Annotated in this window: 18 protein-coding genes; 5 read left to right on the top strand and 13 right to left on the bottom strand. The window is 69.3% G+C overall.

What is annotated here, in order from left to right; translation table 11 throughout:
• Window positions 1-29: 29 nt before the first annotated feature.
• From E4N62_RS39475 to E4N62_RS39455, 5 genes are all read right to left on the bottom strand, one after another.
• Window positions 30-287 (bottom strand): SDR family oxidoreductase, encoded by a 258-nt coding sequence (locus E4N62_RS39475; RefSeq protein WP_230222433.1) that lies wholly within the window; start codon window positions 285-287, stop codon window positions 30-32.
• Window positions 284-1,486 (bottom strand): mandelate racemase/muconate lactonizing enzyme family protein, encoded by a 1,203-nt coding sequence (locus E4N62_RS39470; protein WP_230222431.1) that lies wholly within the window; start codon window positions 1,484-1,486, stop codon window positions 284-286. Before E4N62_RS39470 ends, E4N62_RS39475 begins: the two co-directional genes overlap by 4 nt.
• A gap of 3 nt (window positions 1,487-1,489) precedes the next feature.
• Window positions 1,490-2,317 (bottom strand): carbohydrate ABC transporter permease, encoded by an 828-nt coding sequence (locus tag E4N62_RS39465; RefSeq protein ID WP_230222429.1) that lies wholly within the window; start codon window positions 2,315-2,317, stop codon window positions 1,490-1,492.
• Window positions 2,317-3,117, bottom strand: a complete 801-nt coding sequence (locus E4N62_RS39460; protein ID WP_308186131.1) for a sugar ABC transporter permease — start codon at window positions 3,115-3,117, stop codon at window positions 2,317-2,319. Before E4N62_RS39460 ends, E4N62_RS39465 begins: the two co-directional genes overlap by 1 nt.
• Window positions 3,118-3,301: 184 nt before the next feature.
• Window positions 3,302-4,573 (bottom strand): ABC transporter substrate-binding protein, encoded by a 1,272-nt coding sequence (locus tag E4N62_RS39455; protein WP_230222425.1) that lies wholly within the window; start codon window positions 4,571-4,573, stop codon window positions 3,302-3,304.
• 159 nt (window positions 4,574-4,732) lie between these two features.
• On the opposite strand from E4N62_RS39455, the gene E4N62_RS39450 reads away from it, so the two are divergent.
• On the top strand, window positions 4,733-5,503 hold the full coding sequence (locus E4N62_RS39450; protein ID WP_230222423.1) for a FadR/GntR family transcriptional regulator: 771 nt from the start codon (window positions 4,733-4,735) through the stop codon (window positions 5,501-5,503).
• Window positions 5,504-5,560: 57 nt separating this feature from the next.
• On the opposite strand, the gene E4N62_RS39445 is transcribed toward E4N62_RS39450, so the two are convergent.
• From E4N62_RS39445 to E4N62_RS39420, 6 genes are all read right to left on the bottom strand, one after another.
• Entirely contained in the window at window positions 5,561-7,867 is a 2,307-nt protein-coding gene (locus E4N62_RS39445) for a ricin-type beta-trefoil lectin domain protein (protein WP_230222882.1), read from the bottom strand.
• Window positions 7,868-8,003: 136 nt separating this feature from the next.
• Window positions 8,004-8,882 carry a sugar phosphate isomerase/epimerase gene (locus E4N62_RS39440; RefSeq protein ID WP_230222421.1) on the bottom strand — a complete coding sequence of 293 codons (879 nt, stop codon included), beginning with the start codon at window positions 8,880-8,882 and terminating at the stop codon, window positions 8,004-8,006.
• Between the two features lie 4 nt (window positions 8,883-8,886).
• A complete protein-coding gene (locus tag E4N62_RS39435) occupies window positions 8,887-10,059 on the bottom strand; it encodes a substrate-binding domain-containing protein (RefSeq protein ID WP_230222880.1) in 1,173 nt (390 codons plus the stop codon).
• A 22-nt stretch (window positions 10,060-10,081) separates the two neighbouring features.
• Window positions 10,082-11,053 (bottom strand): ABC transporter permease, encoded by a 972-nt coding sequence (locus E4N62_RS39430; protein ID WP_230222419.1) that lies wholly within the window; start codon window positions 11,051-11,053, stop codon window positions 10,082-10,084.
• A gap of 1 nt (window position 11,054) precedes the next feature.
• The gene (locus tag E4N62_RS39425) at window positions 11,055-12,026 is read right to left on the bottom strand and encodes an ABC transporter permease (protein WP_230222417.1); all 972 of its coding nucleotides are present in this window, start codon (window positions 12,024-12,026) and stop codon (window positions 11,055-11,057) included.
• Window positions 12,023-13,534 (bottom strand): sugar ABC transporter ATP-binding protein, encoded by a 1,512-nt coding sequence (locus tag E4N62_RS39420; protein ID WP_230222414.1) that lies wholly within the window; start codon window positions 13,532-13,534, stop codon window positions 12,023-12,025. Before E4N62_RS39420 ends, E4N62_RS39425 begins: the two co-directional genes overlap by 4 nt.
• A gap of 584 nt (window positions 13,535-14,118) precedes the next feature.
• Between E4N62_RS39420 and E4N62_RS39415 the strand changes: the two genes are divergently transcribed.
• The 3 genes from E4N62_RS39415 (at window position 14,119) to E4N62_RS39405 (ending at window position 20,584) form a co-directional block, all read left to right on the top strand.
• A complete protein-coding gene (locus E4N62_RS39415; protein WP_230222412.1) occupies window positions 14,119-17,670 on the top strand; it encodes a ThuA domain-containing protein in 3,552 nt (1,183 codons plus the stop codon).
• Window positions 17,671-17,741: 71 nt separating this feature from the next.
• Window positions 17,742-19,223: an arabinofuranosidase catalytic domain-containing protein gene (locus E4N62_RS39410; RefSeq protein ID WP_230222410.1), complete on the top strand. Its 1,482-nt coding sequence runs from the start codon at window positions 17,742-17,744 to the stop codon at window positions 19,221-19,223.
• 32 nt (window positions 19,224-19,255) lie between these two features.
• Complete coding sequence (locus E4N62_RS39405) at window positions 19,256-20,584, top strand: ricin-type beta-trefoil lectin domain protein (RefSeq protein ID WP_230222408.1); 1,329 nt, start codon at window positions 19,256-19,258, stop codon at window positions 20,582-20,584.
• 314 nt (window positions 20,585-20,898) lie between these two features.
• Here E4N62_RS39405 and E4N62_RS39400 read toward each other — a convergent pair whose 3' ends face one another.
• Together E4N62_RS39400 and E4N62_RS39395 are read right to left on the bottom strand one after the other, a co-directional pair.
• Entirely contained in the window at window positions 20,899-22,605 is a 1,707-nt protein-coding gene (locus E4N62_RS39400) for a ThuA domain-containing protein (protein ID WP_230222405.1), read from the bottom strand.
• A 29-nt stretch (window positions 22,606-22,634) separates the two neighbouring features.
• Window positions 22,635-25,475: an RICIN domain-containing protein gene (locus E4N62_RS39395; protein WP_230222403.1), complete on the bottom strand. Its 2,841-nt coding sequence runs from the start codon at window positions 25,473-25,475 to the stop codon at window positions 22,635-22,637.
• A 629-nt stretch (window positions 25,476-26,104) separates the two neighbouring features.
• Here E4N62_RS39395 and E4N62_RS39390 point away from each other — a divergent pair.
• Window positions 26,105-26,359, top strand: a complete 255-nt coding sequence (locus E4N62_RS39390) for a hypothetical protein (RefSeq protein ID WP_230222401.1) — start codon at window positions 26,105-26,107, stop codon at window positions 26,357-26,359.
• Window positions 26,360-26,420 lie beyond the last annotated feature (61 nt).

The raw sequence follows: 26,420 nt of genomic DNA, 5'->3' as shown, positions 1-26,420 counted from the left end.
GGCGTGACCGGCTGGTAATGCTCGGCGGCTCATAATCGCCCCAGCCGTCCGCCGTCAACGGCAAGAGCGACGCCGTCGACATGGTCCGACGCCGGGGAGGCGAGGAACACCGTGGCCCCGGCGAGATCGTCGGCGGGTCTCCAGCGACCGGCCGGGATCCGGCCGAGGATCGCCCGGTCGCGCTGGGGGTCCGCGCGTGACACCTCGGTGTCGTCGGTGGCGATGCGGCCCGGTGCGACGGCGTCGGCGTCGAGGGCGCGGGCCCGGCGGTGGACAGCCGCTTTCATCGGTCCTCCAGCCTCATGGTGTCGAACGTCCCTTCCGCGGTGGATGGGCATGGTCCGGGGGTGACCGCGAGCAGCCGTCGGCCGGCCTGCTCCGGCCGTATGTGCGGTCCGTCGGGTGCGTGTGCCGTTCGCTGACGGGCCCCGGTCATCACCGTCTCGTCGATCTGGATGCCCAGTCCTGGTGTGTCGCCGAGCACGAAGGCGCCGTCCTCGACGTGCAGGTCCATCGCGACGCCGAGCGGCGGCTGCAGGCCCTGCAGTTCGCTGACGAGGTGGTTGGGCACCGAGGTCGCGGCGTGCAGCAGCGCGACAGGCGTGTTGCCGATCGGGCTGACCGGCAGGTCGTAGGCGTGCGCCAGCGCGGCGACACGCAGGAAGTGGGTGACTCCCCAGACCGCGGCCGTCTGGACGATGTCGACGCCTCCCACCGCGATCAGCGGGCGGAACTGCTCGAGGCCGGTGAGGTTCTCCCCGCTGGCGACCGCCGTCCGTACGCCACGGCTGACGGTGGCCAGGCCGTCGGCGTCCCAGCGCCGGACCGGCTCCTCGATCCAGGTCAGGTCGAGTGTGCGTTCCAGTTCACCGACGTGGCGTACCGCCTGCTTGCGGCTCCAGGACTCGTTCGCGTCCAGCATGAGCCCCGGCCGGGCCCCGTGCGCGGCCTCGGTCAGTACCTCGCGTACGAGCGACAGTCGGTGCCGATCGCGCTCGATGTCCAGGCCGCCCTTGAGCTTCGCCGCCCTCAGACCGCGTTCGGCATAGGCCTGGTAGGTGGCGACGAGTTCGTCGTCGGTGAGGCCGATGTCCAGGCCGGAGGCGTAGGCGTGGACCATGCGGTCGTTGCCGCCGAGCAACCGCCACAGCGGCTCGCCCACGGCCTGTGCCTTGATGTCCCACAACGCCGTGTCGAACGCGCCGATCGTGCCGAACACCACGCCGGCATGCCCGGCTTTGAAGGTGTGCCGCAGCATGCGGTCGTAGAGAGCGGTCACCGCGCGCGGGTCCCGGCCGTCGATGGCGGCGAAGATCGCCTCGGCTTCCACGTGCGGTCCCAGGCCGACTCCGGTGATCCCCTCGTCGGTCTCGACGACGACGACCGGAACGGGCACGACGCCGTCGGTGTAGACGCCGTTGGCGTCGCCGACAGGTCGGCCCCATCGCTGTGCCGTCGTCAGGGTTCTGTACCCGGTGATGCGCATGCGTCATCCCTTCGTCGCGCCGGCCGTCACGCCGTCGGCGATCTGGCGCTGCAGGAACAGGTAGGTCACCAACACGGGGAGCCCGGCGATCAGGACGCCGGCTGCGAAGGTGGGGATGTCGGCGGAGTACTGGCCGCGCAGTGCGGTGACGCCCACCATCAGGGTGCGATGGTCGGCCGACGGCATCATCAGCAGCGAGATGAGCACGTCGTTCCAGCAGAACAGCGCGTCGAGGATGCCCACCGACAGCAGTGCCGGGGCACCCATCGGCAACATGATCCGCCGGTAGACGCCGTACAGGGTGTTGCCGTCGATCCGTGCGGCGTCGACGAGTTCGGCGGGCACCGCTCGGTAGTAGCTCGTCATCAGGAAGACGGTGAACGGCAGGAACTGCGCGACGTAGGCGAGGGCCAGCCCCGGATAGGTGTCGATGAGACCGCCGTCGGCCATGATCCTGGCCAGCGGCACCATGATCACCTGGAAGGGGATGAACAGTGCCGCGAGGCAGACCAGAGTCAGCGCGGACGAGCCACGGAACCGCACCTGGGCCAGCGCGAACCCGGCCATGGACCCGAAGAGCAGCAACAGCGCCACGGCGCAGGTCACCACGATCACGGAGTTGAGGAAGTACCGCCCCATGCCGTCGCTGTTCCACGCCGTGCCGAGGTTGTCCCACCTCAGAGTGCCTGCCAGGGAGAACCGGTCGAGGATGTACTCCCGGCGGGTCTTCATCGCGACGTTGGCGGTGAACAGCAGCGGGTAGATCGTCGCCAGGGCGAGGAGCGCCATCGGCACGGCGATCAGCCATCTGCTCGGTCCCAGGCGGGACATCAGTCCTCCCTCCCCGCCCGGCGCAGCAGGCCGACCTGCAGCAGGCCCACGACCAGCATGATGAGGAAGAGGAGGGTGGACGCGGCCGACGCGAGCGCCGGGCGGCTCATCTGCCCCTGCTGGACCCAGATGTAGTACTCCGGCAGGTAGGTCGACCCTTCCGGGCCACCACTGGTCATGACGTAGAGCAGCCCGAACATCGAGGTCAGCATCCCGATCATCGTGGTGACGACGACGAACTGGATGGTGCGGGACAGACCCGGGATGACGACGTGCCAGATCGTCCGCGCGAGCGAGGCGCCGTCGACCCGGGCGGCGTCCAGGAGCGCGGGGTCCAGGGTCGAGAACCCGGCCAGGAACACCACCAGCGCCATCCCTGACGTCGCCCAGATGTGCACGCCGACGACGGTGAACATGGCTACGTCGGGATCGCCGAGCCAGTCCACCGGGCCGAGCCCCGAGCCGCCGAGCACGGCGTTCAGCGGTCCGTCGAAGGCCAGGAGCAGGTTGAAGATCGCGCCGACGATCACCGGTGAGAGCACGGCCGGGAAGAAGTACACGCTCCGGAAGACCTGGTGTCCCGGCACCCGCAGGTAGATGAAGGTGGCGAGCAGTCCGGGGATGGCGACCGCGACCGGCAGCAGCAGCACCAGCAGTCCGACGTTGCCCAGCGCGGTGCGGAACAGCGGGTCGTCGATGAGCTCGGCGTAGTTGCCGAGCCCCACCGTGGCGCCGTTGTGTTCGCCGTCACCGGTGAAGGAGAAGTTGACGCCGAGTCCCAGTGGCCAGAGCCGGAGCAGCACGATGATCAGGACGGCGGGAGCGACCAGGACGTAGGGGGCGAGGCGTTCGGCGCGCCGGCCGCTGCGGACTCGCGGAGATGTCGGCGCAGGGCCGCGGTCACCCACCGCCTCGCCTGTTCGTGCCCCGCCGGGCCGCTCTGCTTGAGCAGCGCGGGCCGGTGAACCCATGGGTGACATGGCCTCAGCCCGCCTGGTCGGACGCCGCCAGCTGCTCGACCGCCGCGTCGACCGTGACCGATCCGCTCAGCAGTTGCTGAGACAGCCGCCCCATCAGGTCTACGGTCCTGGACGGCAGGGCCACGTGCAGGGCGGGCTTGCCACGGGCGATCTCGGACACGATGGTGGCGACCGCCGGGCCGGCGCTCGAGACGTCCACGGTGCGGTCGGCCGCGATGGCGCCCGCGTCGGCGTGGAACGACTTCAGTGCGTCGGTCGAGGTCAGGGAGCGCACCAGGTCGGCGGCGGCCTCGGGGTCCTTGGTCCGCTTCGCGACGGCATAGCCGATGCCTCCGTCGTAGGGAAGGCTCGGCGTGGCGCCGGCCGTGACGATCGGCGACTTCATGACGCCGACATCGTCGGGGCCGAGGAATTCGGCGAAGTCCTTCCAGTGCCCGATGTCCGACATCAACCCGATGACGTGGGCGGCCTTGTCGGACTGGAACACCGCGAACGCGTCGTTGAACATCGCCGTCGAGTTCGCCCCGTCGTTGTTCAGGCCCTTGGCGTCGGCCTCTTTCCAGAGCGAGAAGACCCGCTTGACCGCCGGTGAGGACCAGTCTCGTTCGCCGGCGATCCAGTCGTCGTACTCCGTGGGCGACAGGACGCCCGAGCCGAGCCCGGACAGGAAGAACTGGATACCGATGCCTTCCTTGTTGCCCTGCGCGAAGCATCTGGCACCGGTCGCCTCGTTGATGGTCCGGCAGTTGGCGACGAACTCGTCCCAGCTGGTGGCCGGCTGATCCGGGTCCAGCCCTGCCTTCCGGTAGAGCGACTTGTTGTAGTAGATCGGGTGACCTTGCAAGGTCACCGGAGCGGCGTAGGTCTTGTTGTCCTTGGTGAAGGCCTCCCACCCGGCCAGCCGCTTCCTGTCGTCACGCACGTACTCGTCCAACGGCAGAAGGGAGTCCGCGCGGTCCCGGATCTGTCCGCCGCCGTTGAAGAGCATGACGTCCGGCCCCTTGCCGGCTTGGATGGCGGCCCCGAGCAGGGTGTAGTACTGCTCGAACGGCTGCGCGACGAACTCGACCGTCACGCCGGGGTGTTGCTCGGCGAAGTCGGCCTTGGCCTTCTTGACGTAGGTGGACGCTGCGGCGTCGCCGGACTTCCAGTCCCAGACGACGAGCTTGCCCTTCGAACCACCGGACGCCGCATCCGGGTCGGCGGCGCTTCCGCAGCCGGATAAGACAACGAGCCCGGCAACCGGGATCGCCGACCACAGTGTTCGCTGCTTCATTGCTGCCCCGCTCTCCTGAGGTGGCCGGCTGTCCGGCAATTGAGGTTGAGGAGGAACGCAACTCGTATGACGTATGTAACTCGTATGACGTATGACGTCAACAGGGATGCCGTATAGTTGGCGAGCATCCGTGGTACGGCACGGCCCCCGGGGGGTGTCATGACGGCAGTACCGCAGTCATCCGCAGAGGCCTCCGATGCTCCCGCCTGGAGCCGGCGCCCGGCGAACCTTGCCGCCGCCGTCACGGCTGAGCTGGTGGAGCGGATCGTCAGTGGAGTCCATCCGTCCGGTTCGCCGCTCCCCCCCGAGCCCGTGCTCTGCGCGACCTTCTCGGTCAGCCGCACCGTGGTCCGCGAGGCGGTGAAGATCCTTCAGGAGAAGGGGCTGGTGCAGGTCCGCCAGGGCGCCGGCACGATGGTCACCCCGCCGGCGATGTGGAACATGCTGGACGAGTTGGTCCTCGGCGCGACCATCGCCGAGGACGAGAGCCTGGCCATCCTCGACCACCTCGTCGCGACCCGCCGCGTGCTGGAGTCCGACATGGCCAACGTCGCCGCCCGCCTGGCGAACGCCGAGGTGATCGACCGGCTGCGCAGACTCGTGGAGCGGATGGACGAGCTCGTCGACGACCCCGATTCGTACCACGAAGAGGACCGGGCCTTCCACGACATCGTCATGCAGGCGTCGGAGAACCGCATCGGCCGTGCCGTGGTCCGTTCGCTGGAGCGGCAGGTCATCAACTCCGCCCGTTACACGGGCCGAACCGGCCGCGCCTTCTGTGTCGCGTCCAACCACGGCCATCGGCGCATCTACGAGCGGATCGCCGCGCACGACCCCAAGGGTGCGGCCGAGGCGATGTTCACCCACATCACCGAGGCGTGGGTGGTACGCCGCAGCGGGCCGGGGGAGCCGACCTGGCTGCGGCGTTAGCGGCGAGCCCCGCTCGCGACCGACAGGTCCTGCCGCGAGCGAGGCCGACGCGTGCCGCTATCGCAGTGCCCACTGCTGGTTGGTGCCGCCGTTGCAGGACCAGAGGATGATCCTGGTGCCGCCCGCGGTGCCGCCGGCGTTGGCGTCGAGGCACAGTCCGGACTGGACGCCGGTGATGGTGCCGTCGGGGTTGACGTTCCACTGCTGGTTGTTCTGGCCGTTGCAGTCCCAGATGATGACGGCGGTGCCGTTGGTGGTGCCGCGTCCGCTGGCGTCGAGGCACTTGTCGCCGTGGACGGTCAGTTGTCTGCCGGCGGTGTAGGTCCAGGTCTGGCCGGTTGCGTCGGTGCAGTCCTGGAGTTGGGTCTGGGTGCCGTTGGTGGTGCCGGCGCCGGGGACGGTCAGGCAGCGGCCGGACTGCGCGCCCACGATCTGCTGACCCGTGGGCGGTGGGGTGGTGCCCTGCGGTCCGGCGGACGCCATCACGTCCTGGGCACCGGAAGGCCAGTTGCCGTTGGTGACCGTGACATTGCCGGAGACCACGTTGCCGCGGTCCCCGTTGGTGATGTTCGTGCTGCCGTTGGTCGACCAGTTGTCGGTGACGGTCCAGTTCCCCATGTTCTCGCCACCCCAGTAGTTGGCCGTCGCCCACGTACCGGTGCTCGAGAAGACGTTGTTGGTGGCCGTGTAGTACTTCGAGCCCTCGTCGAAGTACAGCCCGAAGTGTCCGTTGGTCCGCAGGCAGTGGTTCCGGCTGATCTGCGCGTTCGGGTTCCATCCGAGCGTGTAGATGCAGCCACCGTCGTTCATCTGCTGCATGACGTCGTGGATGTAGTTGCCGATGATCCGGTTGTTGGACGCGGTGGTCGGCGTCGTGTAGCGCGGCTGGTAGTTGTACAGGCCGCGGTTGGCATAGTGGTTGCTGCCGCCCGCGTCGTTGGCGCCCCAGCCGTACCCGATCGACATGCCGGAGTACGGCATGTTGTAGACCTCGTTCTGGGCGACGGTGCTGCCCGTGACGTACGTGGTCAGGACGGAGACGATGCCCCGGTAGTCCGCCCCGAGGTCGTGGATGCGGTTGTTGCTGATGGTGATGTCCCTGTTGACCATGCGCTGGTCGCCGGGGTGGTGGGCGTCGGCGCGCACGCCGCCCACGAGGATGCCGCCGGCTGAGCTCCGGGCGATCTCCGACCGGGTCACCGTGATGTCGGCGGCGCCCAGGCCGACGCCGCTGGCGTGCGCGCCTGCGTCGTTGCCGATACCGATGGCCGTCTGGCCCAGGTTGACGAACCGGGAGTCGCTGAAGGTGACGGTGTTGGCGGCCGAGATCTGCACGGCGGCCGGCATCTGCTGCCAGTGCGGCCGGGCGGCTTCGAACTGCGTGCAGCCGTTGTGGCAGGAGTCGAAGCTCGGCCAGCTCCAGTTGCCGGAGATGTACGCGCCGGTCTGCTGGTCCACGTAACCCTGGTTGCTGCTGGGGCCCAGCCAGCTCGTACCGGTGAAGGTGATCCCGCTGAACGTGAGGTGGTGCGCCGGCTCGCTGTACGTGCCCCCGAGGTTCACCAGCGACTGGAGCGTCGGCAGTTCCACACTGACGGTACTCATGTTCTGCCCGGCCAGGGGGATGTAGTACAGGGATCTGGTCGTCGGGTTGAGATACCACTCGCCGGGCGCGTCCAGGAATTCGTATGCGTTGGACAGGTAGAACGGGCCGGCCCGGTGTGGCCGCATGAGGGTGTCGTAGCCGAAGTTGTTGTTGTTCCACGCCGGCTGCTGCATCGTGATGAAGTTCCCGCTGATGCTCTGCACCGGCGAGTACCGGTCGGTGAAGGAGTTGACGCCTTCCACCTCGATCCGGCTCTGGTTCGCCAGGTTGTTCAGGTGGCTCAACGCACCGCTGGAGAACCTCATTCCAGTGCCGGAGGGTGTGAAGTCCGCCCTGTTGACCTGCGTGCGGGCCCGGGTGGCGACGACGCCGTCGACGTAGAGCTGGCGGGTGTCGAGGCCGGCGGGGATGTCGGCCTTCCAGATGTTCTTGCCGGCGTCGGCCACCGTCCAGCCGGTGACCGCGCGGGCGCCGGTGATCACCGGACGCGCGGAGGGGGCGGCCTGCCACACGACCGTGTGGCCGTTCGAGCCGGAGTCCTCCGCCGTCAGCCGCAGGGGCTGGGCCAGGCGGTACACGCCGTCGGCCAACTGCACGACGATGTCGTCCGACATGGCGTCGTTGAGCGAGCGCACCATCGCCTGTGCGGCGGTCAGTGAGCACGGCTGCGCGCTGGAGCAGTCCGTGCCGGTGCCGGACGGCGAGACATGCACGGTGACGGGAGCCGCGGCCGCGGGCGCGGGCGCGGGGGACGCCATCACGGCGGTCGCGGCCAGACCGGCTGCGGCGACTCCGGTCAGAAGCCGCCTTGGTATCGCGAGAGTTGTGAACACGTTTTCTCCTTGTGGGGGTTCCCGGGCCGAAGGGGAGGACGGCACAAGCGACCTCACCCCGTCACCCGGTCACGGGAGCGTCCTGCAGTCCGCGCAGGACAGTTCGGAGGTAGGACAGCCCGTCACGGGCGAGGGTGTCCTGCGACGGGGCGAGCGGCCGCCAGATCGAGGCCGCGGTGGCGATGGCCTCGTTCTGGGCGGTGAACGACTCGATGCACACCGCGCCGCCGTAGCCGGTCTTGGTCAGGCCGGCGAGGAAGCGTGGCCAGTCGAAGTGGTCGGCGCCCGGGGCGCCGCGGTCGGTGCCGCTGACCTGGACGTGCTTGAGGTGCGGACCAGCCGTGACGAGCGCCTCGTAGGGGTCGGCCTCCTCGATGTTCATGTGATAGGTGTCGATCATGAGACCGACGTTCGCGGGCAGGCCGTCGATCAGCTCCACCGCCTGCTCGACCGTGTTGACGACGCTCGTCTCATAGCGGTTGAGGGCCTCCACGCCGATGCTCACGCCCCGCTCCCCCGCATGGTCGGCCACGGGCCGCAGGGCGCGGCGGACGTCCGCGTAGCAGGCCGCACGCTCAGGCGGTGACATGCGCCAGGTCCGCCCCACCGCGGCGTAGACCGGGCCGCCGACACAGGGCGCGCCGACGGCCACCGCACTGTCCACACACGTTTTCAGGTACGCCACGGTGGAGGCGACGTCCTCCGGCGGAGCGTTCACGAGGTCACGTCCGGGCGAGGTGACCGCACAGACGCCGACCGCGCGCAGGCCGTACGCCGCCAGCAGGTCCCGGGTGCGGGCCGGGTCCCAGTCGCCGGGTCGCTCGATCGGCAGCTCGACCGCGTCGAAACCGAACGCGGCGATCCGCGGCACCAGTTCGGCCAAGGCCTCGTCGTCGACCGGCGAGGCCCAGACCCACGGGTTGACACCGATGCTGTACACCGGGCTACTTCCAGCGCTTGGGGTAGCCGGGCAGGTCGGTGCAGCCGCACATCGCGTAGTGCAGCGGCGGCATGGCGGGGTCGACGTACTCGTCCAGGTTGTCCTGGGTGATGGTCGGCTGTGGCAGCTTCCACGGGTTCGGCACCTGCTCGCCGTCGAGGATCTTCAGCGCGGCGATGATCGGGGTGCGCCACTGGTAGGTCGGGTAGGTCGGGGCGATCGCCGTGAGCTTCTTGTCCTTCCACAGCTTCAGGAAGTCGAGCTGGTCCTCGCCGTTGATCGGCGGCACGGGCTTGCCGGCGTCCTCGAACGCCTCGACCGCCGCGCCCGCGACCGCCCCCGCGTCCATCCAGACGCCGTCGATCGTGCCGTACCGCTGGATGTAGTCGTTGACGATCTTCTTCGTCCTGGCCGGGTCGCCGTCGGTGAACTCGACGCCGACGACGTCGACGCCCGCCTTGTCGAAGGCGACCTTCGCCGCGGACCAACGGGTCTCCAGCACGTCGACGCCGGGCAGGATGCGCAGCGCGAGCACCTTGCCACCCCGCTTCATCCTCTGGGTGACGAACTCCGCCGCGACGTGGCCGAATCCGTAGCCGCCGATCGGGTTGATGAACGTCACCGGGCAGGTCGTGTCGACGCCGCGGTCGAAGACGATGACCGGCAGGCCCTTCTCGCAGGCGGCCTCCACGGCCGGGGTGAGCGTCGCGGTGGTGTTCGGCGAGACGATGAGCGCGTGGCAGCCCTTGCCGAGCAGGTCGTTGATGTCGGCGATCTGCTTCTGGTCCTTGCCCTCGGCATCGACGTGGACGAACTCGGAGATCCGGCCGCGGTGCGTGTCGACCTCGGCCTGCATGGTCTTGAAACCGACCTGGCGCCAGGGGTTGTTCAGCCCCGCGTTGGAGAAGCAGATCTTGTACGGTCCGGGCTTCTTGAACTTCGCGGTCTCCACCATCGCCGGGTCGAGCGCCTGCTCCCAGGGCTTGCCGGCCGGTCCGGTGGGCGTGGAGTCCAGGAGCGCGAGCTGCTTGTCGTAGTCGGCCCGCACGAAGAACTTCGACTGCTTCCCGGTGCCCGACCCGGTGCCCGCGGAGGGCGAACCCGATGCGCCGGTGGTGGGCTCGTCGGTGGAGCAGCCGGCCAGCACCAGTAAGGTGCTCACGGCCAGCACCGTCATGGAATGCCTCACTGAATCCCCTTTATCTGGACGGGAGACGGAAGGACGCCGCCGCCACGGCGAACAGGATGATCGCGCCCTGTACGGTCGGTTTGAGGGCGCCGGAGACGCCGTAGAAGTTCATGAGCGTGAAGAGCGTCTCCAGGGTCAGCGCGCCCAGCATCGCGCCGACGACCGAACCGCGGCCCCCGCCCAGAGCGACACCGCCGAGGACCGCCGCGGTGATCGCGCCGAACTCCAGGCCGGCGCCGGCCTGGAACGACACTCCGCTGTACCCGCCGATGAGGACCGCCGCGAGCGTGGCGGCGAGCCCGCTGAGGACGAACGCCAGGGTCCTGGCGCGCCACACGCGCACGCCGCTCAGCTCGGCGGTCCGCGGGTTGCCGCCGACGGCGACCAGGGTGCGGCCGAAGTCCGAACGCGTCAGCACCAGCGCCGCGGCGGCCGCCACCAGCAGGACGACCAGGGCGTACGGTATCCGGCCCAGCACGGGCACGTCCTCGAACGCCGACCGGCCGAGCCGGCGGAACCCCTCGGAGAGGCCGCCCTTCGGGGCACCGTCGGACCACAGGTACACGGCACCGACGAGGATCAGGAACATCCCGAGGGTCGTGATGAACGACGGCACCCGCAGCCACGTGGTGACGAGGCCGTTGACGAGGCCGACGGCGATGCCGAACGCGAGCAGGAGTACCACGACGGGCCAGCCGGCCGATGGATCACCGTCGATCAGCCGGGCGGCGACGACCACCTGCGCGGTGACCAGAGAGCCGACGGACAGGTCCAACTCGCCGGAGACGATCACGAAGTACTGGCCGGCGGCGAGCAGGATGACCGGCGCGGAGCGGCCGAGGAACGACATCAGCGACGGCGGCGAGAGGAAGTCCGGTTGGCGGGCGGTCAGCAGAACCAGCAACACCGCCAGGATCACGATGATCGGGGCGAGGCCGCCGGAGCGCAACTCAAGGAGCCGCAGTGGGCGCGCGATCCGCATGCTATGACGCCTTTCGCATCGCCCGGCGGGCGTAGACGGCGACCGCCGCGATGATGATCACGCCACGGATCACCTGCTTGAAGAACACGTCGACCTCGAGCTGGTTGAAGATGGCGTCGATGCTCGCGAGCAGCAGCACGCCGCCGACCGTGCCGGCCACGCCGCCGCGCCCGCCGGCCAGGGCGGTGCCGCCGAGCACCACCGCGGCGATCGACTCCAGGTCGTACAGTCCCTCGGTGCCTACCCTCGGTGCGCCGGCGCCGAGGCGACTGGCGAGGTAGACCCCGGCGAGGCCGGCGCAGAGGGCGCACAGCACATGGGCGGTGACGAGGACCCGGCCGCCCCGCACGCCGGAGAGCCGGGCGACCTCCGGGTCACCGCCCACGGCGATCAGGTGGTGGCCGAAGCGGGTGCGCGCCAGCACGAACCAGGCCGCGGCGGCGACGGCGAGCAGCAGCAGGAACGACAGGGGCACCGGGCCGATGCGCTGGTACCCCAGGCCCTGCACCAGGGCGGGTGCGGTCTTGCCGGCCGGGCCGTCGTATCCGTTGTCGAGGTATCCCTTCAGCAGCAGTCCGACGCCGACGGTCGCGATGAAGGGGTTGATCCGCGCTGTGGTGACGAGCAGGCCGTTGGCGAGGCCGATCGTGGCGCTGACGGCGAGCGTCAGGCCGATCGCCGGCAGCAGCGCACCGTCGTCACCGGCCATGGTCTCGGCGGCGACGAGGGTGCTCAGGCTGACCACGTACGCGACGGACAGGTCCAGCGAGCCCCCGACGACGACCAGCGTCTGGCCGACCGCGACGAGGCCCAGACCGGCGGCGACGTGCAGCAGGCTCACCGTCGTCGGCACGCTGAACAGCCGGCCGCCGTCGACCGTGACGACGATCCAGCCGATCGCCAGGGTGAGGATCAGCGCGACGAACACGCCGGGCGGGGTCCGCCGGGTCGGCAGGGACAGCGCGCGGCTCATCCGGCCGCCTCCCGCGCGGTGCCGACCGCCAGGGCGACGACACCCTCCTCACTCGCGCCGGCGGGTAGCTCGCCGGCGATCCGGCCGTCGCGCATGACGACGATCCGGTCGCTCATGCCGAGCAGCTCGGGCAGTTCGGACGAGACCATCAGCACGGCGGCGCCGTCGCGGGCCAGTCGACGGACGAGATCGTGGATCGCCGACTTGGCGCCCACGTCGATGCCGCGGGTCGGCTCGTCGAAGAGCAGGATTCCCGGGGCGAGCGCGAGCCACCTCGCCAGCACGACCTTCTGCTGGTTGCCCCCGGACAGGAAACGGATCTCCTGGTCCTCCCCTGCGGCGCGAAGCTCGACGGCCGCGAGCAGGTCCCGGATTCGCGCGGTCCGGGCACCGCGGCCGACCCAGGCCGGGCGGACGGCGCGGCCGGCCAACAGCGCGTTGTCGAGCACCGAATGCTCGGCGACGATCCCCTCGCCCTTGCGGTCCTCGGAGACGTAGGCGATACCGGCCCGCATCGCGGCGCGGGGCGAGCGCAGCCGGACCGGCGCTCCGTCGACGCTCACCCGGCCGGTGCTGAACGGTGCGGCGCCGAACAGTGCGCGGGCCAGCGCCGACCGGCCGGACCCCTGCAGGCCGCCTACACCGAGCACCTCGCCGGCGCGCAGCCGCAGGTCGATGCCGCGCAGCTTCCGGTTGCCTCCGCCCCGGACGGTCAGCCGCACCGGACCCAGCTCCTGCGGCGTCGCCCGGTCGGGGTAGTAACTCGACAGCTCGCGGCCGACCATGTGGCGCACCAGCTGATCCGCGCCGGTGTCCGCGGTGTCCAATGCGGCCACCGCCCGGCCGTCCTTGAGCACGGTGATCCGGCTGGACAGGTCGAAGACCTCCTTGAGGCGGTGCGAGACGTACAGCACGCCGATCCCCTGCGCCTGCAGCCGCCGTACGAGCGCGTAGAGCTGGTCGACCTCGTGGTCGGCGAGAGCCGCGGTGGGTTCGTCCATGATGAGCAGCCGCGCGTCGAGGGCGAGCGCCTTGACGATCTCGACCACCTGTTGTTGTGCCACGCCGAGTCGTCCCACGCGTGCGTCGGGCGGTATCGAGCCCTCCCCGATCGAGGCGAGCAGCTCGGCGGTGTGGCTGAGCATCGCCCTGCGGTCGACGAGCCCGCGGCGCAGGGGCTCACGGCCCAGACAGACGTTCTCCGCGACGGTGCGCTCGGGCAGCAGGGTCAGTTCCTGGTGGACGATGCCGATACCGGCCTGTTGGGCCTCACGCGGGCTGCGGAGGGTTTGCGGTGCGCCGGCGAACTCGACCGTTCCCTCGTCGGGTTGGTGGACGCCCGCGACCACCTTCATGAGCGTGGACTTGCCGGCGCCGTTCTCGCCGACGACCGCGTGCACCTCGCCCGGCCGGACCTGGAGGTCGACGCCGTCGAGCACTCGCACGCCGAGGAACGACTTGCCGATGCCTCGCAGAGCGAGCAGCGGCGACGGCGGCAGGCCAGACATCGTGGAAACCTCTGCATTCGCGTCGTCAGGTCGAATAACCGCGAACTTTCGCCGGACGCGATGGCGACATCGCGGCCCCGAGGGTAAATGCCTCGATCAGCACCTGGCAATACCACCGGACATCGCAGCAGGATATTCGCCGTTCGAACTGCTCAATGCGGACCGGCGATCAGTCGGCAGCGATTGATACGCCAAAATCTGTTATCAAATCGGTCCGTCCGCAGTCGCACGCCGAACCACGAAAACCGATGCACAAAATGCGTTATGGAATCTACCCGACGGCAGTCGCGCGCCGAACCGACCACGATTGATGCACAAAATGTGTTATGGAATCGGCCGCACCCGATTCATATTGACTGTTGCGACACGCCGCTGCATGCTGGCCCGCAGACCACGGGAGACGGTCGCATCTGGTGTGACTCCCCTTGCTTCCGTAGGGACTTGACTGTCCGTCACGGCGGACGGACGACGAGCTGACGGCACACGTGTGCCTACGACGCGCTCGGGCACTCTGACGCATCGCAGGTGCGACCGGCGCGTGCCCGTGGTCATGCCATCGTTGCTCCGCCGAAATGGGAGACGGCATGCGTCGCATCATTTTTGTCTTCGGGGTGATCGCGAGCGTGCTCCTGTCGCTCGTCGTCGCCCAACCGGCGTCAGCGGCGCCGGCCTTCCGAGCCCTGGTCTTCACGAAGACCGCGGGCTACCGGCACGATTCGATCCCCGCCGGCCTCACGATGTTCCGGGAGCAGGCGGCGGCCAACAACTTCGAGTTGGTCCACAGCGAGGATTCGAGCGTTTTCACCCCGGCGAACCTCGCCACCTTCGACGTGCTCATCATGTTCCAGACCTCGGGAATGGTGTGGACCACGGCGGCCCAGCGTCAGGCGGTGGAGGGTTACCTCGCCGGCGGCAAGGGCATCGTCGCGATCCACAACGCCACGGACATGGGCATCGAGAACGAGTACCCATGGTGGGACCAGACCATCAACGGCGGCGCGCACATGCCGGAGCACTCCCCCGGCGTACTGGGCGGCACCGCCATCGTCGCGGACAAGAAGCACCCGTCGACGGCCGGCCTGCCGGACCGGTGGAACCGCAGCGAGGAGTGGTACAACTTCGACCGCAATCCCCGGGGCGACGTCCATGTCCTGGTCACCGCGGACGAGCGCACGTACAACCCGGGCCCCCGCGCCATGGGGCCGGACCACCCCATCTCCTGGTGCCGCAACACCGGCGGCGGCCGCGTGTGGGCCACCGGCATGGGGCACACCAGCGCGGCCTACAGCGAGACGCACTTCCGCAACCACGTCCTCGGGGGAGTCAAGTGGGCGGCCGGCAAGGAGCCCGGCGACTGCGGCGGCACCGTGTGGAGCAACTTCGAGAAGCGCACCCTCGACGACAACACAGCGGACCCGATGGCCCTGGCGGTCGCCCCGGACGGGCGGGTGCTCTACGTCCAACGGGGCGGGCAGCTGAAGATCTTCAAACCGACCACCAACAGGACCGTGACCGCCGCCACGCTCAGCGTCTACACCGGTGGCGAGGACGGCCTCACCGGACTGGCGCTCGACCCCGACTTCGCCGACAACGGCTACGTGTACCTGTATCACTCCCCGGCCGGAGTCCCGAACGACATCAACCGGGTCTCCCGGTTCACGCTCACCGGTGACACCCTGAACATGTCGAGCCAGGTGACGATCATCGACATCCCCGCGACCCGGGACCGCACGTTCGCCGAGCCCGGACACACGGGCGGGTACATCGAGTTCGGCCCCGACAAGAACCTCTACATCGGCACCGGGGACGACGTCCCGCCGAACCTCGACTCCAACTGGCAGGGCTACGCCCCGCTGGACTGGCGGCAGGGCAAGGCCAACCTCGACGCCGCCCGCACCGCCGGCAACACCAACGACCTGCGGGGCAAGCTCCTGCGCATCCGGCCGTCGGCCGACGGCGGCTACACCGTCCCGGCCGGCAACCTCTATCCGCAGGGCACGGCGCAGACCCGGCCGGAGATCTACGCGATGGGCTTCCGCAACCCGTTCCGCTTCTCGATCGACCCGGAGAACGGGTGGGTCTACCTCGCCGACTACGGCCCGGACCGGAACCCGCCCACGACGAACCGCGGCCCCGAAGGGCTCGTCGAGCTCAATGTCATCAAGGCCCCGGGCAACTACGGCTGGCCGTTCTGCCACGGCGACAACCAGGCCTACGCGCCCTACAACCCGGACACCCGTGTCGTCGGCCCCAAGTTCAACTGCAACGCGCCGGTCAACAACTCACCGAACAACACCGGCCTGACCAGCCTCAAGCCGATCGTCGCGCCGAACATGTGGTACGGCTACGGCGTCTCGCCGAACTTCCCCGAACTCGGCTCCGGCGGCTCGGGGCCGATGGGCGGACCGGTCTACCGCTACGACGCCGCGAACCCGTCCGAGACGAAGTTCCCGCCCTACTACGACGGGGTCCACTTCTTCTACGAGTGGTCGCGCCACACCGTCAAGGAGGTCCACTTCGACTCCGCGACCGCGGTCACCCGGACCAACCCCTTCATGCCCGCCGCCAAGTTCCTCAAGCCGATGGACATGGAGTTCGGGCCCGACGGCTCGCTGTACCTGCTCGAATGGGGCAACAACTTCTCCGGTGGCAACAACGACTCGGGGCTCTATCGCATCGACTACAACCACGGCGGACGGTCGCCGATCGCCAAAGCCACCGGAACGCCCACCAGCGGGAACGCGCCGTTGACCGTGCAGTTCAGCAGCGCGGGGTCCACGGACCCGGATCCCGGCAGCACGCTCAGCCACCACTGGACATTCGGCGACGGCACCACGTCCACGGCGGCCAACCCGTCACACACCTACACCGCGAACGGCAACTACACCGCCCAGCTCAAAGTCACCGACAACACCGGCAGGACGGCCTTCGCCAACGTGCCCATCACCGTGGGCAACACCGCACCGACCGTCACCCTCACCATTCCGTCCAACGGCGGCATGCTGGACTTCGGCGACCGCGTCTCGTACAAGGTGTCCGTCTCGGACCCCGGCGGCGGGCCCGTCGACTGCGCCAAGGTGTTCGTCAACCCCGCTCTCGGCCACGACGACCACCAGCATGAGACCAGGGACTACCCGGGGTGCTCGGGCACCATCGACACCACGCTGCTCGGCGGGCACCCTGAGGGCGCCAACCTTTACTACGTCCTCAACGCCCGCTACACCGACGACGGCGGCGCCGGCGGTGCGGACCCGCTCACCGGCTACGCTCAAGCGATCCTCCAGCCCAAGCACAAGCAGGCCGAGTTCTCCACGGACCAGTCGGGTGTGCAGGTCGTCGAGCAGGCCGGCGCGGAGAGCGGCAAGCGGGTCGGCAACATCTCCGACGGCGACTGGATCGCCTTCAACCCGATGAGCCTGTCGGGCATCACGAGCGTGAGCTACCGTCTGTCGTCGCCGAGCGGCGGTGGATCGATCGAACTGCGCGCCGATTCCCCGACCGGGACACTCCTGGCCACGACACCGGTGCCCGGCACCGGCGGCTGGAACAACTACCGGTCCACGCCCGCGGTGAACACCGCCGAGCTCGCCGGCTCGCACAAGCTCTACCTGGTGTTCAAGGGCACCTCGAACAACTGGTTCGACCTCGACTCGCTCACCTTCGGCGGCAACGGGGTCGGCGAGCCGGGCAGCGGCGGCGGTGGCGTGGCCGGTCGGACCTGGACGGTCGCAGCACAGCACAGCGGCAAATTCATGGACGTCAACGGCGCCTCGACCGCCGACGGCGCCCAGATCGTCCAGTGGCCGGCCACCGGCGCCGACAACCAGAAGTGGCAGGCCGTCGACGCCGGTGGTGGCGCCGTCCACCTGAAGGCGGCGCACAGCGACAAGTGCCTCGCCGTCGTGGGCGGGTCCACCGCCCAGGGCGCGTTCCTGCAGCAGTCCACCTGCGACAGCGGCAATGCGCAGAAGTTCGTCGTCACACCGACCACCACGGCGGGCGTGTACACGGTGAAAAGCCTGCCCAGCGGACTGTGCGTCGACGTCAACGGCGGCTCGACGGCCGACGGAGCACGACTCCTGCAGTGGAGCTGCCACAACGGCACCAACCAACAGTGGCGGTTCACCGCCCTGTAGCCCGGTCCGGACGGGATGCCCGGCGCGGTCGCGCGCCGGGCATCCCCCCTACGAACAGGTGAGGAACCGCCATGGTGTTTCGGAGAATTCGGCCCCGCCGGTACGGACGGCTGTCCGCACTGGGCGCCGCCCTGGTGCTTGTCGCCGTCGGCGCCACCGCGGTGGCGGCACCGATCGAGCCCGGGCAGAGCGCCCCCGTGGTGGGCGTGCAGTCCGGCCGCTGCCTGACCGTCCCCGGCGCCGGCACCACCAACGGCACCCAGACCCAACTCCAGGACTGCACCGACGCAACCGGCCAGACCTGGACCTACACCGCCGGCAGACAACTGACCGTCCACGGCGACAAGTGCCTCGACGCCAGCGGACGCGGCACCACCAACGGCACCGCCGTCATCATCTGGGACTGCAACGGCCAGAACAACCAGCAGTGGAACGTCAACCCCGACGGCACCATCACCGGCGTCCAGTCCGGACTGTGCCTCGACGCCAACGCCGGCGGCACCGCGGGCGGCACCAGGATCATCCTCTGGTCCTGCAACGGCGGCACCAACCAGCAGTGGAACTCGCCGGCCCCGCCGGTGCCGGGCGGCGCGGGCACGTGCGACATCTACGCCTCGGGCGGCACCCCCTGCATCGCCGCGCACAGCACCGTACGAGCGCTCTACGGTACCTACAACGGCAACCTCTACCAGGTCCGGCGCTCGTCCGACAGCACGACCCGGAACATCGGCGTCCTGAGCGCGGGTGGTGCCGCCGACGCGACGACGCAGGACTCGTTCTGCGCGGGGACCACCTGTGTCATCACCGTCGTCTACGACCAGTCCGGCCGCGGAAACGACCTGTGGTACCAGGGATCGAGTGTGGTTCCCGGCTCCCCCCAGAGCCGCCCGGCGATCGCGACGTCGGAGTCGCTGGCGGTCGGCGGCAGCAAGGCCTACTCGCTCTACATCAACCCCGGCAACAGCTACTGGCGGGACGGCCACCTGACCGGCGTGCCGACCGGCAGCGCACCCGAAGGCATGTACATGGTGACCAGCGGCACCCATGTCAACAGCGGCTGCTGCTTCGACTACGGCAACAGTGAGACCACCCGGGCGGCCGACGCGGCCGGGGCGATGGACGCGATCAATTTCAGCACCCAGTGCTGGTTCGGCGGGTGCGTCGGCAGGGGCCCCTGGGTCCAGGCCGACCTCGAATGGGGGCTCTACTCCGGTGGCAGTCAGACCTGGAACCCCAACCAGCGGGCCTTCACCAGCAAGTTCGTGACGGCGATGCTGAAGAACAACGGGACGAGCCGTTTCGCGCTCAAGGGGGGCAACGCCCAGACCGGAAGCCTGACCACGCTCTGGGACGGCGCGCTTCCTCCCGGCTACAGCCCCATGAAGAAGCAGGGCGCCATCATCCTCGGCAGCGGTGGCGACTGCTGCAAGCCGGGCGGCGGCGCGAATCTCAGCGCCGGCACGTTCTACGAGGGCGCGATGGTGTCCGGATACCCGTCCGACGCGACCGAGAGCGCGGTACAGGCCAACATCGTCGCCGCCGGCTACCGCTGAGTCGCGCCATCCATGAAGGAGGGAGAAACGTGATGCGACAAGGCAGGAACCGTCTCCGATGGCGCACGCCGATCGCCGTGGCCGCCGCGCTCCTACTCGCCGCGGTCGGCATCAGCGGCATCTCGCCGACGCCCGCCGCCGCCGCCGACGACGCCCGCTCCGTCGCCGGGAGCGCCGGATGCGGCAAGCCCCCCACCCTGTCGAGTGGTCCCCGCTCGATCCAGAGCAGCGGCAAGACGCGGAACTACATCCTGCGGGTGCCCGCCGACTACGACAACAACCGCCCGTACCGCCTGGTCTTCGGTTTCCACTGGAACGGCGGCACCGCGGGCGACGTCGACTCGGGTGGAACGAGCGGATACCCCTGGTCGTACTACGGCCTGCGAGCCCTCTCGAACAACAGCACGATCTTCGTCGCGCCCCAGGGCCTCGGGAATGGCTGGGCCAACTCAGGCGGCGAGGATCTGACCTTCGTGGACGACATGATCAGGCAGCTCGACGCGGGCCTGTGCGTCGACACGAACCAGCGCTTCGCCGGGGGTTTCAGCTACGGAGGCGGCATGAGTTTCGCCCTCGCGTGCGCCCGGCCGACCGTGTTCCGCGCGGTCGCCGTCTACGCGGGCGGGCAGTTGAGCGGGTGCAACGGCGGCACCCAGCCGGTCGCGTACATCGGACTGCACGGTTTGCGGGACCCGGTGCTCCCGATCTCCACCGGACGTTCGCTGCGTGACAGGTTCGTGCGGAACAACGGCTGCACTCCCCAGAACCCGCCGGAGCCGGCGCGGGGCAGCCTCACCCATGTCGTCACGACCTACTCGGGATGCCGCGCCGGCTACCCGGTGGCATGGGCCGCGTTCGACGCCGGGCATACCCCCGGTCCTGTCGATGGGTCGGCCGGCGACTACGAACCGGGCGAGCGGTCGTGGACCCGGGCGGTGGTGTGGAACTTCTTCACGCAGTTCGACGACACGACGCCCACCCCGACCACGTTCCGGCTGCGCAACGAGGGTTCGGGCCGGTGTCTGGACGTCGACGGGGCGAACGCCGCCAACGGCACACCGCTGATCATCTGGGACTGCCACAGCAACGCCAACCAGCAGTTCACCCAGAACGGTGCGGCGTTGCAGGTGCTGGGCAAGTGCGCGCACGTCCCGCCCGGCGCCGCCGCGGGCACGCGGGTACAGGTCCAGGACTGCGGCGGTGGCGCCAACCAGCAGTGGGTCTTCAACAGCAACGGCACGATCCGCAACGCTCAGACCGGGCTGTGCCTGGATGTCAACGGCGCGAGCACCGCGGGCGGCTCCGCGGTCATCGTGTGGAACTGCCACGACGGCGCCAACCAGCGCTGGACGCGAGCATAGGCGCACGAGTGAAGGCGGTACGTGACATGTCACGTGCCGCCTTCACTCCCTCCGTGGCGAGCCGGACCGCCCGGCGGCGCGGCCACCCGTCGTGGTCGCCTCGCACTGCTGCGGGGGAAATGGCGCGGCTTTCCACGACGGAAGGCGGGTACGCCTCGCCGGCGGACCGGTACGGCTGCATGTGGTCCTTCCAGCCACACACCGACCTGGCCGTCGGACGGGACCCGACGTTCGTTGCGCCGTGCGTCCCGGCCTGGGAAGTCGGAAGGGCCACCGCCCAGTGGGCGGTGGCCCTTCCGTCATGCCGCGTCAGCTCAGGGCAGGGTCCATTTCTGGTTGGCTCCGCCGTTGCAGGTCCACAGGTGCACGAGGGTGCCGTCCGCCGAGTTGGCGCCCGACACGTCCAGGCACTTGCCCGACCGCGGGTTGCGCAGCGAGCCGTCCGCGTTCGCCTGCCAGTTCTGGTTGGCACCCCCGTTGCAGGACCACAGCACGACCCTCGTGCCGTCCGCCGTACCGTTGCCACTGACGTCCAGGCACTTGCCCAGCGCCTTGACCGTCGACCCCGGCGCCACCGTCCACCGTTGCCCCGCCGAACCCGTGCACGACGAGATCTGCACCGCCGTCCCATCCGCCGAACTGCCGTTCCGGACATCCAGACACTTGCCCGCCAGCCCCGTGATCGGACCCACGCCAGGTGTCGGGCCGCCGCCCAGCTCCTTGATCCGGATGTTGCGGAAGGACACGTCGTCTCCCGTGCCGTGATTCTGGATGCCGATGTGGCCGGCGAGTGAGCGGGCGGGGTCGGTGTTGGTGAAGTCATTGATCTTCACGCCGTTGAGCCAGACCTGGAGCCGCTCGCCCTCCACCAGCAACTCGAAGGTGTTCCACTCGCCCGGTGGGTTGAGCGCCATGTCCCGGGCGGCCGTGTCCGGGCCCTTGACGGCGTAGATCGAGCCGGTCGTGCGGTCGGGCGCGTCGGTGGCGTCGATCTGGACCTCGTAGCCGTTGTCCAGAGCCGACTGCGGGTCGGTCGTCGGGGGGAAGCCCACGACCACGCCGGAGTTGTCGTCGCCGGGCATCTTCCAGTCCAGCTTCAGCGAGTAGTTGGTGAACTGCCGGGCGCTGTGCCAGAGCATGCCCATGCCGCCGTAGGAGGCGAGGGTGGCATCCGAGTTGGTGAAGCCGCCCGGACCGGCCTGCGACCAGCCGGTGGTCGAGCCGTTGTAGAGGGCCGTGTAGCCGGTCTCGGGCCGGCAGTCGGCCTTGGTCCGGTCTGCCGCGTACCGGATGCCGCCGAGCAGGTGCGCCCGGAACGCCGGCTCCGCGTACGACGCCTGGGTGTGCCCGCCGCCGGTGTAGAAGGACCGGCCTCCCGACAAGGTCTTGCACCAGCTGTGCGGGTGGTCGGCGCCCATCACGCCGCCCGAGTACGACGACTCGTCGAGCGTGGTGAGCACGCGCGCGGTGGTACGGGGGTTGGTGCGGAAGTCGTACCACTCGTCGGTGCGGGTCCATGTCTGCGGCAGGTGGGCGGTCGCCGCGTGCGCCCGCCCCTCCACCTTGATGTTGGCCTGCTGGACAGCGGGGTGCTGGGCGAAGTAGGCGCCGACCAGTTCCCCGTAGAACGGCCAGTTGTACTCCGTGTCCGCGGCCGAGTGGACGCCGACGAAGCCGCCGCCCGCGCCGATGTACGACTGGAACGCCGACTGCTGGGCGTCGTTCAGTATGTCGCCGGTGGTGTTGAGGAAGATCACCGCCTCGTAGCGGCTCAGGTTGGCGGTGGTGAACTGGTTGCCGTCCTCCGTGGCCGTCACCGTGAAATTGTTCGCCGCACCCAGGTCGCGGATGGCCTGGGTTCCCGCCGGGATCGAGTCGTGCCGGAAACCGGCGGTCTTGGAGAACACGAGGACGTCGTAGGCCGTGTCGGCGGCATGGACGGGGCTGGGCTGCCCGAGGAGGGCCAGGGCGGCAAGTGTCGCGACCGCCCCACCGAGCAGGGATCGGGGTTTTCTGCGCATGTCCGTCGCTCTCTTCTCGGTGACAGGGATCACGGCAGGGTCCATTTCTGGTTGGCTCCGCCGTTGCAGGTCCACAGGTGCACGAGGGTGCCGTCCGCCGAGTTGGCGCCCGACACGTCCAGGCACTTGCCCGACTGCGGGTTGCGCAGCGAGCCGTCCGCGTTCGCCTGCCAGTTCTGGTTGGCACCCCCGTTGCAGGACCACAGCACGACCCTCGTGCCGTCCGCCGTACCGTTGCCACTGACGTCCAGGCACTTGCCCAGCGCCTTGACCGTCGACCCCGGCGCCACCGTCCACCGTTGCCCCGCCGAACCCGTGCACGACGAGATCTGCACCGCCGTCCCATCCGCCGAACTGCCGTTCCGGACATCCAGACACTTGCCCGCCAGCCCCGTGATCGGACCCACGCCAGGTGTCGGGCCGCCGCCGGTTTCGAAGGTGAACGCGTCGACGTCGAAGAGGAATCCGGAACCGCCGGCGAAGGTCAGGTAGAGCGTGGTGGTGCCGGCCGGCGCCCCGGAGACCGTGCCGTTGACAGTGGTGAAGGTCGTCCACGAGCCGGTGACCGGGACGGTGGCGGAGCCGAGGACGGTGCCGGTCGGCGAGCCTGCCCGGACCTGAAGGGTGCCGCCCGCACCGGCTGACGCCACCCGGGCGCTGAACGACGTGGCGTTGCTCAGCTTGTACGGCTCGAACGCGATCCAGTCGCCGTTCTCGATGTCGCCGACGGACTTGCCGCCCTCGGCGCTCGACTTGTCGTAGGTGGTGACGCCGGACGATGTCTTGTGGTGCTCGGCCTGCCGGTGCTTCGGTTGCAGGGTGTGCTGCGTGTGCGTGGTGAGCCCGTCGTCGTCGGTGTACTCGGCGTCGAAGACCCCGAAGATGTTCGCCGCGTCGTCGTGCTCACCGTCGACCGGGATGGTGATCGTGCCGGAGCAACCGGTCTTCGAGGTGATCGGGTGGCCATGGCTGTCATGACCGACGATGTACGTCATCTTGACCCTGGCGCAGTCGACCGTGCCGTCCTCCGGATCCGTCACGGTGACACTGAACGGCACGGTGTCGCCGAAGGCGAAGATCTCGCCCGCGGCGGGGCTGTTGATTTTCACGGTCGGCGCGGTGTTGCCGACGGTGATCCGCACGTCGGCGGTGCCGGTGGCACCTTGCGGGTCGCGCACGGTCAGCGTGGCCGTGTATTCGCCGTTCGTGTTGTACGTCTTGGTCGGGTTGGCGGCGGTGGAGCTGGTGCCGTCACCGAAGCTCCACGCATAGGTCAGTGCCCCGCCCTCGGGGTCGGACGAGCCGGCCGAGGAGAACGTCACGGTCAGCGGTGCCGTGCCGGAGGTCCGGTTGGCGCCGGCCATCGCCGTGGGCGCGCGGTTGCCGCTGCCGACGTAGTCGAAGCGGTAGAGGGCGGAGTACTGGTCGCCCTGGTAGAAGCCGGAGCCGTAGTCCAGCACGTAGTAGGAGCCGTCCGGTCCGAACGCCGAGTCGATCACCTGCTTGCCGGTCCAGGGGAAGCTGTCGATGGTCCCCGGGGTGCCGTCGGTGTTGAGGTGGATCGGTTTGATCCAGCCGCGGCCGAACTCCGTGGCGAAGAACTGCCCGTCGAACGACTGGGGGAACTTCGTGGGCGCGGTGACGGCGGGATCGTAGCGGTACACCGGGCCCGCCATCGGCGACTCCGAGCCGCTGCCGAACGCCGACGGGCTGCCGGCGTCGCCGCCGTACCGGATCCAGGCGGGCTTCGCTGCGGGCAGCACGCTCAGGCCGGTGTTGCGGGGCGAGTTGTTCGTCGGACCGCCCGAGCAGTTGTACTTCGCGCCCGCCGAGTTGCTGGCGAAGTCCCACTCCGCGTACGTCTCGGAGTTCGTGTTCGTGCCGGTGCAGTAGGGCCAGCCGTAGTTACCCGGGCCGGTGACGCGGTTGAACTCGACCTGGCCCTGCGGCCCGCGCGCCGAGGTGGAGCCGGCGTCGGGGCCGTAGTCGCCGACGTAGACGATGCCGGTGGCCTTGTCCACGCTCATCCGGAACGGGTTGCGCAGGCCCATCGCGTAGATCTCCGGGCGGGTTCTGGCCGTGCCGGGCGGGAACAAGTTGCCTGCCGGGATCGAGTACGACCCGTTCTCGTTCACCTTGATCCGTAAGATCTTGCCGCGCAGGTCGTTGGTGTTGGCGGCGGTGCGCTGCGCGTCGAACGCCGGGTTGCGGTTGGTCCGCTCGTCGATCGGGGAATATCCGGCGGACTCGAACGGGTTGGTGTCGTCGCCGGTGGACAGGTACAGGTTGCCCGCCGCGTCGAAGTCGATGTCTCCGCCGGCGTGGCAGCAGATACCCCGGTCGGCCGCCACGTCGAGGATGTCCACCTTGCTGGACTGGTTGAGCGTGAAGTCGGCGTTGAGCGTGAACCGGGAGAGCCGGTTGACGCCTTGCCACGCCGACCAGTTGCTGCCGGTGGTCGGTGCGTCGCCTCCCGGCGTGGACAGCGGCGGGGCGTAGTAGAGGTAGATGTGCCGGTTGGTGGCGAAGCCCGGGTCGATGCCGATGCCCTGCAGGCCGTCCTCGTCATGCGCGTACACGGGGATGTTGCCGATCACCGTGGTGGTGCCGCCCGCGTCCGTGCGACGCACGGTCCCGTTGCGAGCGGTATGCAGCACCGACCGGTCGGCGAGTACGGCCAGCGACATCGGCTCACCGACCTCCGCGACCCCGCGGGCCAGTTGGACCTGCTGGAAGTCGGCGGCGTTGATCGGGTGCGCCGAGGCCGGGGTCGCACTGGACAGGGCCGTTGTGAGAACGGCCGCGATCAGGAGCAGAGCCGAACCGATGGCGGGCCAACGCGCGGGAGCCCTCTTTATTTTCGCGAACATGACAATGCGGTCCCCTTCCTGAACAGGTGGCTGCCAGGCTTGGGGCGCGCGCTGCCGCGCCGATGCCGTAGCGGGATGCGTCGCTTCGGCCCGCTGGGCGTGCTTCAGCAGGCCACTACGCCGAGCAGGGGCAACGGCTCGGAAGCAGGAGAAGTCGATGGTTACCGCGCTGTCGGGTCACATCGACGACCGTGACGGTACACCGACAAGGCTAGAGGGCTTCAGCCCACCACGTCCATACTCCCCTCCGGACCAGCCAGGCTTTTGGTCCGTTGTGGAGCCGGTCACGAAGGGCCCGAGTGAGTCACCACGTTGTGCAGATCGTGGCCATCGGCCACCCCGACGAGGACGAGCGAGTTGGAGGCCGAGGAAGCGTCACGGCGCTCTCCCACAGACGCTGACCGCTTGCCGACCTGGAGGCAGCACGCAACCACTCCCGAATGGTCTGCTCCCTGCCCGCTTTCTGCAGGTCAAGGGCGGCCCCTGGAGACCGCAGCGATGCACGTGCACGGTCAGCGGTCCGCACGCGTTCCAGGGCTCACACCCCGGCCCCCCGGCCGTCCCGAAGTAGACGCCGGGAGGCGCCGCATCGACATCGCCGAGTGGATCAGCCTCGCCGTGCTGACGGCATGAAGAAGAACCCCGAGGACGGTGTGGAGGCCGTGCCGTCGGCGGCGATCGGTGTCGGGCTGCTGGTGGGCATCGTGTTCGTCACCAACGTCCTGGCGATGTTCGCCATGGTCGGCTTCGGCCTGTTCAGCTCGCAGTACCTGCAGCTCGTGTACGGTCTGCGGCCCTCCTGCTCGCCGCGGCCGGGTTCGGGGTCATCGCGCGGGTGGAGGCCGCTTCCGACCTCGCCCTCGTCATCACGGGTGCCACGATGACGGCGGCCGGTGTCGGAGTCGTACTGTCGCTCGCCGCCGACCTGATCATCGCCGCCGCGCC

Origin of the sequence: Streptomyces sp. MNU76, from assembly GCF_020982545.1 — a bacterium.
Lineage (GTDB): Bacteria > Actinomycetota > Actinomycetes > Streptomycetales > Streptomycetaceae > Streptomyces.
The sequence above is the reverse complement of the archived record's forward strand: the minus strand, read 5'-3'. Positions and strand labels throughout refer to the sequence as shown.

Bases quoted from the DNA above. Each gene is read 5' to 3' on its own strand.
- E4N62_RS39475 (WP_230222433.1), bottom strand. From the start codon at position 287: ATGAAAGCGGCTGTCCACCGCCGGGCCCGCGCCCTCGACGCCGACGCC.
- E4N62_RS39470 (WP_230222431.1), bottom strand. From the start codon at position 1,486: ATGCGCATCACCGGGTACAGAACCCTGACGACGGCACAGCGATGGGGC.
- E4N62_RS39465 (WP_230222429.1), bottom strand. From the start codon at position 2,317: ATGTCCCGCCTGGGACCGAGCAGATGGCTGATCGCCGTGCCGATGGCG.
- E4N62_RS39455 (WP_230222425.1), bottom strand. From the start codon at position 4,573: ATGAAGCAGCGAACACTGTGGTCGGCGATCCCGGTTGCCGGGCTCGTT.
- E4N62_RS39450 (WP_230222423.1), top strand. From the start codon at position 4,733: ATGACGGCAGTACCGCAGTCATCCGCAGAGGCCTCCGATGCTCCCGCC.
- E4N62_RS39445 (WP_230222882.1), bottom strand. From the start codon at position 7,867: ATGGCGTCCCCCGCGCCCGCGCCCGCGGCCGCGGCTCCCGTCACCGTG.
- E4N62_RS39435 (WP_230222880.1), bottom strand. From the start codon at position 10,059: ATGACGGTGCTGGCCGTGAGCACCTTACTGGTGCTGGCCGGCTGCTCC.
- E4N62_RS39430 (WP_230222419.1), bottom strand. From the start codon at position 11,053: ATGCGGATCGCGCGCCCACTGCGGCTCCTTGAGTTGCGCTCCGGCGGC.
- E4N62_RS39425 (WP_230222417.1), bottom strand. From the start codon at position 12,026: ATGAGCCGCGCGCTGTCCCTGCCGACCCGGCGGACCCCGCCCGGCGTG.
- E4N62_RS39420 (WP_230222414.1), bottom strand. From the start codon at position 13,534: ATGTCTGGCCTGCCGCCGTCGCCGCTGCTCGCTCTGCGAGGCATCGGC.
- E4N62_RS39415 (WP_230222412.1), top strand. From the start codon at position 14,119: ATGCGTCGCATCATTTTTGTCTTCGGGGTGATCGCGAGCGTGCTCCTG.
- E4N62_RS39410 (WP_230222410.1), top strand. From the start codon at position 17,742: ATGGTGTTTCGGAGAATTCGGCCCCGCCGGTACGGACGGCTGTCCGCA.
- E4N62_RS39405 (WP_230222408.1), top strand. From the start codon at position 19,256: ATGCGACAAGGCAGGAACCGTCTCCGATGGCGCACGCCGATCGCCGTG.
- E4N62_RS39400 (WP_230222405.1), bottom strand. From the start codon at position 22,605: ATGCGCAGAAAACCCCGATCCCTGCTCGGTGGGGCGGTCGCGACACTT.
- E4N62_RS39395 (WP_230222403.1), bottom strand. From the start codon at position 25,475: ATGTTCGCGAAAATAAAGAGGGCTCCCGCGCGTTGGCCCGCCATCGGT.
- E4N62_RS39390 (WP_230222401.1), top strand. From the start codon at position 26,105: ATGAAGAAGAACCCCGAGGACGGTGTGGAGGCCGTGCCGTCGGCGGCG.